This window comes from Archangium gephyra (assembly GCF_049060025.1).
Lineage (GTDB): Bacteria > Myxococcota > Myxococcia > Myxococcales > Myxococcaceae > Archangium > Archangium gephyra_A.
Window position 1 is genome coordinate 2,078,512 of record NZ_JBMEQQ010000002.1, and the last position, 13,024, is coordinate 2,091,535.

At 68.9% G+C, this 13,024-nt stretch carries 8 protein-coding genes and 1 pseudogene; 5 read left to right on the forward strand and 4 right to left on the reverse strand.

Annotation, left to right across the window (positions count from 1 at the left end):
• Nucleotides 1-6 precede the first annotated feature (6 nt).
• From ACN28I_RS09015 to ACN28I_RS09030, 4 genes are read right to left on the reverse strand one after another with little or no spacing between them, the layout of a single operon-like run.
• The gene (locus tag ACN28I_RS09015; RefSeq protein WP_420941670.1) at nt 7-4,725 is read right to left on the reverse strand and encodes an MG2 domain-containing protein; all 4,719 of its coding nucleotides are present in this window, start codon (nt 4,723-4,725) and stop codon (nt 7-9) included.
• Nucleotides 4,722-6,341, reverse strand: coding sequence for a hypothetical protein (locus ACN28I_RS09020; RefSeq protein ID WP_420941671.1), 1,620 nt, complete (start codon nt 6,339-6,341; stop codon nt 4,722-4,724). The genes ACN28I_RS09015 and ACN28I_RS09020 overlap by 4 nt, the downstream gene beginning before the upstream one ends.
• Nucleotides 6,338-6,919, reverse strand: coding sequence for a DUF1175 family protein (locus ACN28I_RS09025; protein WP_420941672.1), 582 nt, complete (start codon nt 6,917-6,919; stop codon nt 6,338-6,340). The genes ACN28I_RS09020 and ACN28I_RS09025 overlap by 4 nt, the downstream gene beginning before the upstream one ends.
• 15 nt (nt 6,920-6,934) lie before the next feature.
• Nucleotides 6,935-7,846: a DUF2135 domain-containing protein gene (locus tag ACN28I_RS09030; protein WP_420941673.1), complete on the reverse strand. Its 912-nt coding sequence runs from the start codon at nt 7,844-7,846 to the stop codon at nt 6,935-6,937.
• Nucleotides 7,847-8,105: 259 nt separating this feature from the next.
• Between ACN28I_RS09030 and ACN28I_RS09035 the strand changes: the two are divergent.
• The 5 genes and pseudogenes from ACN28I_RS09035 to ACN28I_RS09055 form a co-directional block, all read left to right on the forward strand.
• Nucleotides 8,106-8,255, forward strand: a pseudogene (locus tag ACN28I_RS09035) (cation:proton antiporter); the annotation flags it as partial.
• Between the two features lie 115 nt (nt 8,256-8,370).
• Nucleotides 8,371-9,951, forward strand: coding sequence for a cation:proton antiporter (locus ACN28I_RS09040; RefSeq protein WP_420948603.1), 1,581 nt, complete (start codon nt 8,371-8,373; stop codon nt 9,949-9,951).
• A 482-nt stretch (nt 9,952-10,433) separates the two neighbouring features.
• Complete coding sequence (locus ACN28I_RS09045) at nt 10,434-11,588, forward strand: beta-ketoacyl synthase N-terminal-like domain-containing protein (protein ID WP_420941674.1); 1,155 nt, start codon at nt 10,434-10,436, stop codon at nt 11,586-11,588.
• 33 nt (nt 11,589-11,621) lie between these two features.
• The gene (locus ACN28I_RS09050) at nt 11,622-12,434 is read left to right on the forward strand and encodes a hypothetical protein (RefSeq protein ID WP_420941675.1); all 813 of its coding nucleotides are present in this window, start codon (nt 11,622-11,624) and stop codon (nt 12,432-12,434) included.
• Nucleotides 12,431-13,006 (forward strand): imm11 family protein, encoded by a 576-nt coding sequence (locus ACN28I_RS09055; protein WP_420941676.1) that lies wholly within the window; start codon nt 12,431-12,433, stop codon nt 13,004-13,006. The genes ACN28I_RS09050 and ACN28I_RS09055 overlap by 4 nt, the downstream gene beginning before the upstream one ends.
• Nucleotides 13,007-13,024: the final 18 nt, after the last annotated feature.

A 13,024-nucleotide genomic window follows, 5' to 3' on the forward strand; every position in this document is an offset into this window, starting at 1 on the left:
ACCGCTTCACCACCCGCCCGGGCCGGTGTCGCCCGGGCCACGCTGGGACTGCGCCACCTGCAGCACGTCCGGACCCGTGCGCCCGCGGATGCCCGGCACGTACATGTCCTCGATGAAGGCCGGCGGCGCGGAGAAGGTGCCCGCGAACTGCGCCCGCATCACGTACCCCACCGTGCGCGGACTGTCGCTCCACCACGCCGGCTCCTCGAAGAAGAACGTGGCCCGCTCGGGGCTCAGCGAGCGCCGCTTGAGGGCCTCGGGCGCCAGCGGCAGCGCGTGGGGGGGACCGCGGAACTCCTTGTCCTCCACCAGCGGCACGAAGCCCGCGGGCACCGCGTCCTCCACCACGTAGTACGCCGAGCGGTTCCGGTTGTCGCCGCGCGCATCCAGCGTCAGCTCCACGTACACCTCCTCGCCCTGGCTCACGCTGACGCCGGGCTCGAGCTTCACCCGCCCGCCCTCGCGCAGCACGTAGTACGCGCGCTGGAGGCTCATGCCCTCGGCCACCGGCTTCACCTCCGCCAGCGGCGTGGCCACCGTGCCCCTCAGCGTCGCCACGCCCGCGAAGTCCGCCACGTCCACCGTGCGCGTCCCCGGCTCCAGCGTCGCCACCAGCCCCATCCCGCGCGGCGTGAAGCGCACCGGACCCTTCGCGCCCTTCACCTCGGGAGGCGCCAGCTTGCGGAACTCCTTCGCGTCGCGCTCGATGAGCCACATCGAGTGCAGCAGCGCCGTGCTCCGATCGAAGGTGGACAGCTCCGGCTCCGTCAGCGCCTCCAGCAACCGGCGGCGCGCCTTGTCCACGTCCAGCTTCCCGAAGGACGCCGCGTGTCCCAGGATGGCGGTGAGGCCCACCCGCCGCAGCGGGTAGCGCCACAGGGCCTCGCTCGGCGCGGGCATGTTGGCCAGCGTGACGAAACCCTCGTTGCTCAGCGCCACCAGCTCGTCGATGCGTCCCGTGAGCGCGGGCTCCTTCATCACACCCGCCTTCTCCGCGGCCAGCACCGCCAGCGCCAGCGGGTAGAGGTCTCCCGGCTTCGCGGCCTCCACCAGCGCGCGCACCCGGGCCGCCTGCCGCTCTCCGTCCAGCCGCGCCAGCACCCAGGCCCGCGTGGCTTCCCACTCGAAGGGCAGCCCCTCCTGGGCCTCCAGCCAGCGCATGCTCTCGGTGATGCGCGGATCGTTCCGATCCACCAGCCCCGCCTCCACCGCGTACGCCAGCCCGTCCAGGGCGATGAGCGTCATGGGCAGATCCGGCGTGCTGTAGCCGCTGAACCAGGTGAAGCCGCCGCCGCGCACGGACATCTCCAGGATGCGAGCCATGCCCTGCACCGAGCGGCTGCGCGCCTCGGCCAGCAGCGCCTGGCTGTCCGTGTCGAGCGACTCCAGCGTGCCCGCCTTCTTCAGCGTCTGGTACAGCGCCACGTTCGGCACCGTGGTGGACACGAGCTGCTCCAGGCACCCGTACGGGTACGTGAGCAACTCGCGCACGTTGGCGAGCGCCGCGTCCACCAGCGACGGCTGCAACACCAACTGCACCTCCGACACCGTCGCGCTCGCCGCCGCGGGCAGGGCCAGCGAGCCGCCGCCCCACTGCGACACCTTCATCGGCTCCTCCAGCACCGCGGGCCGCACCGCCACCGAGCGCCGGTCGCGCAGCGGCTCCTTGCCTCCCGTCACCTCCACCGCCAGCTCGGCCGTGCCCGGGCCCTTCGTCTTCAGGGTGATGGGCAGCACCTGCTCGCCGCCCTGGCCCAGCTCCACCTTCTGCGTCGCCACGGCGGACTCGAGCACCCCCGCCGCCGCGAGCCGCACGTCCAGCAACTGGCTGCCCTGGGACAGCGCTCCCGCGGACAGACGCACCGAGGCGAAGGCCTCGTCCCCCTGCCGGAGGAACCGAGGCAGCGCGGCGTACAGGTTGAGCCCACCGCGCGTGGCAAACTCGGCCGTGGACTCGCCGAAACGGCCCGAGGTGTCCGCCGCCACGCCCGTCACCACCCACAGCGTCTGGTTGGACGGCAGCTTGAAGCGCAGCGTCGCCCGCCCGTCCCGGTCCGTGACAACGGTGGGGCTCCAGTACGCCGTGTCCCGGTCCAGGTCCTTCGCCTGCCGCGTGGGCGGCTTGATGGAGGCGAAGGCATGATCCGGCAGCCCCGCCATCTTCCGCGCCAGGGCCTCGCCGTAGCCGTAGCCCTGGAACTCGGCCGAGAAGAAGGTGGCCACGTTGTTGCGGCCCACCGGGTAGAAGAAGTCCAGCACCTTGGGGCGGAACTCGCTCTGGATGGCATAGACGGCCTTGTCCACCACGCCCACCGAGAGCTGCGCCACCACGCCCTGGCCCTCGTGGTCCGTCACCCGCACGTCGATGACCTGCTCGGTGAGGGGCGTGGCCTCGGCGCGCCGGGGCTGCAACGACACGGAGAGGGTCCGCTCGGAGGGGATGACGCGGAAGCCCACCGTGCGCTCCTCCCAGCGGCCCGAGGCCGTCGGGTACGCCACCGAGGCATACACCGCGCTGCCGAAGCGCTTCTCCACCTCGAAGGCGTGCACCAGCGTGCGGCCCTTCAGCTCCACGAGCTGGGTGCCGTACACCCCCGAGCCCGTGAGCGTCACCCACACCGGGCCCTCGTCCGAGCCCCCCGGGCCCCAGCCGTCCGGCAGCAGCGCCACGAGCTGTGCCGTGTCACCCGGCTCCAGCGTGCCCGAGAGCGACGCCAGCGTCAGGTTGGGCACCTGCGCCACCGCCTCCGAGGCCTCGCCGATGACGAGCAACTGGTCCTCACCCGTCCAGGCCTCGCCGCCCTTGTCCTTCACCATGACGCGGGCCACCACCGCGCCCACGTCGGAGGTGGGCACCTTCTCGCGGTACGCCCCATCCGCCGCCGTGGTGAAGCTCTTCTTGCCCAGGCTCTTCTCGCTGCCATCCGCCTTGCGCAGCACGAACTCCACCTCGCCCGGCGTGGCGCCGTAGGGCTTGCCGGAGAGCGTGGTGGCGCGGATGCCCAGCGTGGCCTCGGTGCCCTTCTTCACCACCGCCGCCGAGTAGCGCGTATTGCCCAGCACCTCCACCTTCGAGAGGAAGAAGGCGGCGCTCGCGTTGGCGAACGTCGCCTGGTCATCCCGCGCGCGCACGGTGAGCGTGTAGCGGTACGGCAGGCGCTCCTCGCCCGGCTTGAGCGCGGGCACCCCGATTTCAATCCGCGCATCCCCGTTGGCATCGAACGTCGCGGCGCTCGCCCACGGATCCTCGTCCGCGCCGCGCTGGGCCACCGTGGAGAACAGTCGCTCGGGGACGCTCAGCCGGCCCTCCGTGCTCGAGGCGCTCCCGTACGTCACCGCGCTCCCCTGCCCGCCCAGCCCCGCATCATCCACCCAGGCCGGCGCGTCCAGCAGCGAGCGGTACAGGAACACCTCGTACTTCGCCCCAGGAGGCACTCCGCCCGCGTACCGCCGCGCCTTCACCGTGGCCCGCAGCGTCTCGCCCGGCACCACCGTCTCCCGCTCCGGCTGGAGCTCCAGGTAGAAGGTGGGCTTCACGTAGTCCTGCACGCGCGCCTCGCCCTGGTGCGGCTGCGTGTCCAGCTCGGCCATCACCCGCAGCACGCCCGTGCCCAGGTCCACCGGCACCTTCAGGGTGCCGTTGAAGGCGCCGAACTCGTCCACCTTCGCGCTCGTCCGGATCTCCCGGCCCTCGGCCAAGACGAGCTTCACCGCCACGTCGCGCCGACGCGGCGTGAAGAGGCGCGCGAGGAAGCTGTCCGGCTGGCGCAACAGGCCGCGGAACTTCACCTCATCCCCCGGCTTGTAGATGGGCCGGTCGCTGTAGATGAACACGTCCGGCGCCACCGCCAGCGACGAGTAGAAGTCCGTGTCCACGATGGCGGTGTCCCCGCCCGACGCCGCCGTGGCGATGAGGCGCGGCTCCTGCACGGCCAGCGTCACCTCGCCCTTGGCGTCCGTGGTGCCCACCGGCCCCTTGCCCGAGGGCAGATACACCTGCACCTGCGCGCCCGCGCGCGGCTTCTGATCCCTCCCCGCCACGCGCACCAGCACCTGCCCGTCCGTCTGCTTGAGCTGCACGGTGAGGTCGGTGACGACGAGCACCACCTGCCCCTCCACGCGGCCCTGCACGATCTGGAGGATGTACGTCCCCACGGGCAGCGGCGGGAGCGTCACGCGGCGCTCCTCGAAGCCGCCGCTGTAATACGAGGTGTCGAAGCCCGGGACGCTGAACTCGCGCTCGGCGCCGCCGAGGTCCAGGTTGAGCCACTGGCTGCGCACCACGGAGAAACCAGCGGGCACACCCACGAGCTTCTCGGGGCCCTCGGACACGCGGGCGAGCGGACGGCCCGGCGGCGGAGGCGGACGCGCGGGCAGGCCCGGCGCCACGGACTTGCGGAAGTCCTCATTGAGGGCGAACAACAGGAACGAGCCCGGCGAGTGCGCGGCATTGAGGCCACGGCTGAGCGCGTTGCCGGGGTTCGCCGTGGTGGGAGGCACCTGCCAGGCGCGCCGGACGTCACCCTGCGCGCGGATGAAAGCATCGGTGTCCGCGGGCTTCAGCACCCGCAGCTCCACGGGCCCCTTGTTCTCGAAGGCCACGTCCACGGCCACGGGCTCACTGCTGCCGTAGGCCCGGGGAACCGTGATGTAGAGCGGCTTGGCCGCCGCCACGCCAGCGCACACCAGCGCGGCCAGCACCGCGATACGAGCGGAGTACCTCATGAGCCAAACCCTCCCGGAACCAGCCTGTTGCCATCCACCGTGCCACGCAGCCCCACGTACGGGAGCGTCTCCAGATCACGCCGGGCCGCCTCGATCTCCGGCGGTGCCGCGCGGGGCCTCGGCTTGCTCGAATCCGCCTGCGTCACCTGCGACCAGTACCCATCCGCCACCAGCATGCCGAGCAGCCGCCCGGTGTGGACACCGAAGGACACCGAGCCCGGCGCGCGCAGCCCCTGCACCACCGGCGCCGCCGCGTTGAGCAGGTTGGGCCCCTTGCCCTCGCACGCCTTGCGCAACCGGGCGAGCACGTCCGGCGTGGAGGCCAGCACGTGGTGCCCGCACAGCGTGGCGGATGCCATCTTGTTGGGCCCGGAGAACAGCAGCCCGAGCGCCTGCGCGTCCTCGGGCCGGCCCCACAGCAGTGCCACCTCGGTGGACAGCGCCGGGTCTCCCCGAGGCGTCCACACCATGGCCACCTGCCGCGTGCGCAGCGGCACCGCGGCGCCCTTGCCGGACCAGAAGGCTTTGAGGGTGTCCTTGTCCAACTGCTCGGGCAGCTTGAGCTGGAGCGCGAGCAGCACCGGCGTCTCCTCGGGGACGAGCTTCAGCAACTCGTCCGAGAGCGGCGCGCTGTCCAACCGGGGCTCATCCGCCACCGGCCCGGAGATGCCCCGGCTCACGAGCCGATGGCCCTCGACGGCGAACTGCAGCCGGATGCCGTTGGCCACGCCCATCACGTGCGTGAGGAGCTGCGCCTCGCGGCCGAGCGGCTCGGGAGCGAAGCCCAGCTCCACGTCCACGCCCTGGGGCGCCTCGAGGTCCAGGTGCAGCTCGCACAGGCCCTGGAGCACCACCGCCGGGTGCCGGCCGAACACCAGCTTGTCATCCGTGCGCGCGGCCCACAGCGTCTGCTCGGCGATGAGCCAGCGCTGCAGCGTGAAGCCCTCCGAAGGCACCTCGCCCTCCCCGCCCGGGCACGACGGGGCCGTCAGCTCGTTGCGGCGCACCACTCCGCTCATCGAGTCGAAGGCCGCCATGGTGGCGTTGCCCGGCTCGGGGACGATGATGGCGGGCGTGCCCGCGCGGTTCTCCCCCGAGTACCAGACCATGCGGAACGGGGCGGTGAGGAACTGGCCGGCCATGACGTCGAACACGGCGCCCTGGAAGTTGGCCCCCAGGTCCTCTCCGCTCGTGCCGAGGAACGCGGCCCACCCGCCCACGAAGCCCTTGCCGAGCGGCTTCTGGAGCTGCTCCTTCAGCCACGCATTGCCGGTGAGCGCCTCGCGCACCTTGCCCGGCGCATAGACGTCCACCCAGAAGGCCGGACGCACCGGTTCGGTGGGTACCTGCATCTGCCCGGGCTTGCCGGGCGCGGGAGGCAGGGCCTGCAGGACCGAGCTCTGGGCCGAGCCGGACGTGCCCGGAGACGCGGTGGATCCCTGGGCGTCCGGCCCCTTCGCCGGAGCGGAGGTGCCGCGGCCGATGAAGAAGGCCACCAGGGCCACCACGATGAGCACGGCGATGCCGATGCCCACGAGGAGGAGGGTCCGGTTGCGGCCACTCTTGGGAGACGGAGGCGGGGGCGGTGCGCCCACCGAGGGAGAGGGAGGATTCATCGCATCCACTCCTTGAAGCGGAAGAAGCCGAGGAAGGCGGTGTTCTGGGGAACCGGGCGCCACTCCAGCGGGGCCTCGGTGACGAGCGACTGGAGGACGCCGGTGCGCACCGCGGCCCCCTTGTCGCCCGGGTGATAGACGATGCGCGTGGGGGCGTGCGCCTTGTCCTCCGGGCGCACCACGAGCATCAGGTGGAAGATGGGGCCGGCGTCGCGCTCCTGGCGGAAGGCCACGAGGTCACCGGTGCGCAACGACTCGCGCGTGGCCTCGTCGCGGCCGAGCGGCACGAAGCTGCGCGACAGGAGCGTCTCGGCGTCGGCGAAGTCACCGGGCCGGCCCTGGTCGTCGAGCCACAGGGGCGAGGCGAGCCGCTCGGGGCGGAAGCGCCGGTAGGCACCCCGGAAGGCGAAGCGCACGAGGCCCGCGCAGTCGCGCTGCTCGGGGTGCCAGGCCGGGTCCATGCGGCGCACCTGGGCGAGCGCCACCTGGGCCACCTCGCGCCGCAGCAGCGTCTCGAGGGCCTCGGCCGGAGCGGGCGTGGCCGCCTGGAGGGTCAGAAGCAGGAACAGCGCACTCATGGGGAGCCGGGTGCCTCAGCCTTCCGAGTCCACGCCGCCGGTGGTGAGCGTCTTGACGGCCTCATCCAGGTTGCGGGGCCACCAGGCGCCCTTGGGCGCGGGATCCTGCGAGGGCACATACACCTTGGCCTTGCCGTCGCCGAGCACATTCACCCAGGCGAGCACGCGCGTGGTGCCGGGCGTGGCGAGCGGGATGCGCACCATGCGGCGCAGCTCCTGGGGAGTGCCCTCGTAGAGGACGACGTTGAGGGTGGCCACGGTGTGGGCCTTGTCGCCGCTGGGCCAGTAGTTGGTGGCGATGAGGTAGAGGCCCTTGGGGGGCGCGCGGTGGACGTAGAGGTAGGGCCCGTAGGCGGGGTCGTCGAAGGAGTCACCCTGATCGTTGAGGAAGAAGGTGCCGCCGCTGGGGCTCTCGGTATCGGCCCAGTAGACGTGGGCCATCTTCTTCAGATCGAGCACCGGGCCCGAGGCCTCGCCCGCCTTGGCCGTGGAGACACTGTCCTGGGTGGGCTCGTAGATGTGGAGGTCGGTGTAGACGCCCTGGGTGTCACTGGTGAGGATGGCCTTGAGGGGCACGGGGGGAATCTGCGCGTAGCTGGTAGCCTGGGCGCGCGCGGTACCGGCCTGATTGGTGGCCATGAGGGTGACGACGTTCTTGCCGCTGGCGGCGGGGAACTTGCGCTTGAAGCGCCCGCTGAAGGTGCGCATCAGGTAGCGGTCGCCGTTGATAGAGAGAACCACCGGATCGATGGTGGTGTCGCTCACGGTGCCCTCGACGAGCAGCATCCGGTCCACCGTCCAACCGCCAGCGGGAGCGGTGAGGCGCACGGTGGGCAGCGTCTTGCCCTGGCCGATGGGAACGCCCTGCTGGCGGGACGGAGCGGTGGGGGCCTGGGAGAGCAGCACGGCCAGGAGTACGGGCAGCATCGCGGGCAGGTCCTGTCGAAGGGAGGAACGGCGGACAGCCTGCGTCATGTGGCCGCTGCATTCAAGGTGCTAGAGCCCCTGGCAGGTCACCTGTCGAGTCGCCCCGGCGTCATGACGTGACGGGTTGAGCATGTCGGACGGCCAGCAACGGGTGAAGAAGCTCGCGGAACACCGCCCCGTGAGCGGAGGCACCGTCAAGAGCTTGCGATGAGCCGTGGAGCCTCCTAGACCCGGGGAGCGCGGCCCCGGAGTCCCACGGATGAGCATCCTCAACGAAGTCGCCGTCTTCCTCATCGCGGCGGTGATCGCGGTGCCCCTCTTCAAGCGGTTGGGGCTCGGTTCCATCCTCGGCTACCTCGCCGCGGGCGCCATCATCGGCCCCTCGGGGCTGGGCTTCATCCGGGACCCCGAGGACGTCCTGCATTTCGCCGAGTTCGGCGTCGTCCTCTTCCTGTTCATCGTCGGCCTCGAGCTTCCAACCCGCCCGCCTCTGGGCCCTGCGCCGCTCCGTCTTCGGGCTCGGCCTGGCGCAGGTGCTGATCAGCGGCCTGCTGCTCACGGGCGCGGGACTGGCGCTCGGCCTGTCCATGAAGGCCGCCCTCATCGCCGGCCTCGGGCTGTCCCTGTCCTCGACGGCCATCGCCCTCCAACTGCTCGGCGAGCGCCAGCAGCTCACCGCCCGCCACGGCCGCGAGAGCTTCGCCATCCTCCTGTTCCAGGATCTCGCCGTCATCCCCCTGCTCGCGCTCATTCCCCTGATCACCGAGGGACAGGCGGACACGGGGGGCGGAGGCCAGGGCCTGCTGCTGTCCATGCTCAAGGTGGTGGCCGTGCTGGCGGCGGTGGTGCTGAGCGGCCGCTTCCTGGTGCGCCCCGTCTTCCGGCTCATCGCCTCCACGCGACTGCAGGAACTCTTCACCGCCGCCACCCTCCTGGTGGTGGTGGGCGTGGCGCTCCTGATGACCTTCGCCGGCATCTCCATGGCCCTCGGCACGTTCCTCGCGGGCGTGCTGCTCGCGGACTCCGAGTACCGTCACGAGCTGGAGGCGGACATCGAGCCCTTCAAGGGCCTGTTGCTCGGGCTCTTCTTCATCGCCGTGGGCATGTCCATGAACCTGCGGCTCGTCACCCAGCAGCCGCTGCTCGTCGCCGGGTGCGTGGTGGGGCTGATGGTGCTCAAGGGCGGCGTCCTCTTCGGGCTCGGGCGGCCCATGGGGCTGATGATTCAGGGGAGGCGCATCATGGCGCTGGCGCTCGCCCAGGGCGGCGAGTTCGGCTTCGTGCTGTTCGGGGTCGCCGCCACCGCCGGAGTGATGGACCGTGGGCTCACCGAGCTGCTCACGGTGGTGGTGTCCCTGTCCATGGCCGCCACGCCGATCCTGCTGGTGCTGCACGATCGCGTGGTCGAGCGCATGCTGCGGCGGACCGTCCCGGCGGACTACGATCACCTGGAGGACGCGGAACAGCAGCCGGTGATCATCGCCGGGTTCGGCCGGTACGGGCAGATCGTCGGGCGCGTGCTCAACATGCTGGACATCGGCTTCACCGCGCTGGAAGTGAGCCCCGAGCAGGTCGACTTCCTGCGCCGCTACGGCAACAAGATCTACTACGGCGACGCCTCGCGGTTGGAGCTGCTGCGCGCCGCGGGAGCGGCCAGGGCGAAGCTCTTCGTGCTGGCCATCGACGATATGGACGCCTCGGTGCGCACGGCCCGGCTCGTGCGCGCCCATTTCCCGGAGCTGCCCGTCTATGCCCGGGCCCGCAACCGCGCGCACGCCTACCGGCTGCTGGACGAGGGCGTGAAGGTGCTCAACCGGGAGACACTGTTGTCGAGCCTGGAGATGGCCGGCCACGTGCTCCAGGGGCTCGGCTTCGACGAGGAGCGGGCCCGGGGAATCGTGGAGCGCTTCCGCGCCTACGACGAGGAGATGCTCCACAAGCAGCACGCGGTGTACCAGGACGAGGAGAAGCTCCTCCAGACGGCGCAGCAGTCCCGGGCGGAGTTGCGCTCGCTCTTCGAGCAGGACAACCGGCCCCAGACACAGGCCCAGTTGCACGCGGACGGAGCCGGGGGGACGGACGGAACGGACAAGCCCCCGGACTGAGCGGCTCGGAGCAGCGGGTTGCTTCCAGTCTGTAGATGGGGCGCCCTTTCTGTCCGGGCGAGTCCAGGCGCGTCCGTTCGATTTGGTCCTTTTTTGGTCCCTTTGGGACCCGGAACTGTCTACTGGCACCGTTTCTCTCTTGTCCTGTCTCCATGCCCCGATACCGCACCCGCTCTGCTGTCGGAATTGGCGTGCTCCACGGGCCCAAGTGTCCGCAGCCACTTCCATTGAAACGTCCACCACGTCCGAGAAGCAACTGCTGTGCTGTCATGCTCCCGTGGCGTTCAAAGCGCACGGCATGCCCAGCGGGCACTTCGCGGAAGCAGTGGGAGCTGCCAGGGCCAACATGTGCTCCGGGCGCCCAGCCTGCCGCTGTATGAAGTGCCGGCCAAGCCCGCCGCCACCACGCGGGAACGCTCTTCACTCCGGCGACGACGCACCCTTCGCTACGTTGGATCCTCATTCTTCGTATACTTCAATGCATGGCCAACAGGAGACTGAGACCTGATTCCATTGTGGTGACGGGGCTCGGGATGGTGTCATCCCTGGGCGGAGTGGTGCAGTCGTGTGCGGCGGCACGGGCGGGCATCCTGCGCTGCATCGAGTTGCAGGATTCCCGCGTCTTCGACGAAGACGAGCCATTCAAGATGGTGCCTCTCCGGGGTCATCCCGTTCGAGGTCTGACGGACGGATTCCAGGGACTGGCCAGGAGCCTGCGGCTAGTGACGGCTGCCCTGAAGGACTTGATGAGCTATGCGGGCCTGGAGGCGCGCGATGCTCGGACCACAGGCTTGTTGCTGAACCTAGGCCACGGCTATTTCCGCCAGTGCCAACAGGCCCGGCAGCGCCAGAGGGCCGAGCAGCTCGGTCTACCTGTGGGGGACCTGCCTGACCTGGAGGAGGAGCGCGAACGCTACCGCGGACGATTCTTCCCTCGGCTTGAGGAACTCAGCAGTGTTGCCTTCCACTCGCGGCACCGGAGGCTGTCCTTTGAGGGCCCTGCTGGCTTCTTTCCCGTGATGGAGGAGGCCATCCGCAGCCTGCGTGCGCGGGAACAGGACTGGTGCGTCGTGGGCGGGGTGGACTCCTACTTGGAGCCAGAATTGCTCCAAGTGCTGCTGGGCCTGCGAATGCTGAAGACACCAGATCAACCGGTGGGGTTTCTGCCAGGTGAGGGCGCGGCCCTGGTGCTTCTGGAACGGTATGAGCACGCCACACGCCGGGGTGCACGCATCGAGGCTCTAGTGGGGGCTCCAAGTGTGGGCCAGGACTCGCACCATCGCTTCTCGGGGAGACCCAACACCGGGGCGATGCTGGTCCAGACCCTGCGCGGGTTCCTACAACAGCCGGAGCTAGGGAATCGACGAATCGGATTGAACATTGGTAGCCTGAATGGGGATGAGTGGCGGGCCCGGGAGTGGGGAATGTCCCTGGTAAAGCTCGGACGGGAACTGGAGGGGGCCCGGCAGTGGAATCCAGCGGAGTCGTTCGGCGAGACAGGGGCGGCCACTGCCGCGTTCGCTACCTGCATGGCGGTACGAGCACTGCAGCGGGCGTATGCGAGGACGGAGGACGTCCTGGTGTGGGCGTCCGGGGAAGACGGACGCAAGGGAGCAATCGGTATCCACGCTCTTTGATGGCCCCAGCCCTGAACAGGAAAGGAGAGCCGCATGGATGAAAAACATATCGAACGGTTGACAAAGAACTCTGACTACCACAAGGACGGAGCTTGCGTTGTCCGCCACGCCGCCGCTCAGAATGCCGAGTGCAAGTACGCCAAGAATGGCTACAACGCCACCCTGCGGGACCGAAAAGCCTACTATAACAACCCGCGCTATGATCCGGCGAAGGTGACCGGCATTCGTACCAAGATCGTCTCGCTCGTACAACTGGGTGGGGGGACCAAGAATTTCATCACGCCGAAGCAACAACAAGCCAACCAGCCGGTGGATCCGCACATCTGGGACATCGGACACCATGGTAACTTCGTACCCCTTTATGACAACGGGGAGGGTGGGCACCACCCATACAAGCACAATTGGCATCATATGATTGCCAATGAGATGCTTTTTCAAGAACTCTTCGACGAGAATCGCGCCGATCCTTACCAGTTGCTGGAACTCCTCATGGTGGCGGGCTACAACCTCAACGGCGAGCGGAACATCGTCCTGCTGCCGAAGTGGAAGGACGTCGGTGAGCTCATCAACTGGCCTGTCCACCCCAACAACCACCCAGGCTTCGATTCGTTCGCACAGGAGAAGCTGTCCTGGTTGAAGGATCAGTTGGACAAGGCTCTGGGCGACAAGGAAGTACACAAGGTTGATCCGAAGAGCGTGAAGCACATCAAGGACGACCTCGACAAAATTTCGGACAACCTGCTCCTCATTTTGGAACAGATGCCGGGTGGGGTCCACGTCAACAAGATCCAAGAACTGGGGGCCAGCATCGAGGCGAGGCTGCGCCAGCAAGGGAAGAGCAAGTGAACTACAAGATTCTGAAGGTTCCTCCGCTCGAGGAGTTGGGCTACATCGAGCAGGAGGTCAAGGGGGTGACCCAGGCTTGGCGGCTAGGAGAGGGAGAGCGCATGGGGAACAAGTTCCCAACGCAGGCGTCCTACCCACTCTCCAAGAACCGTAAGGGAATGAAGCTCACGGACTTCATCCCCAACAAGTTCTCGCGCCTCATCGTCTCGGAGAAGGTGCGCAAACTCCTGGAGGCCGAGCCGCTTGATATCGAGTGGCTACCCGTCTCCATCATCGACAAGAAGGATCGCGTGGTCGACGTGCCCTATGCCATTGCGCACGTGCTGGGAACAGTGGATTGCGTGGACCTCGAACGCTCGGAGTACGATCGATCCAGCTTCTCCCCAGAGCAGTTCCTCGTCATCCGTCGGTTAGTCCTGCGCGAGGATAAGATTCCCGAGCAGCGCTCCTTGTTCCGCATCAAGGAATATCCCCGGGCATTCATCATCCGGGTGGACCTGCTCGAGAAGCTTGCTGCGGCAGGAATCACGGGGCTGGGTATGCTCGACCTGGACTCTCCCGTCATGCTTTGAGCCACGGCCAACGCTTGG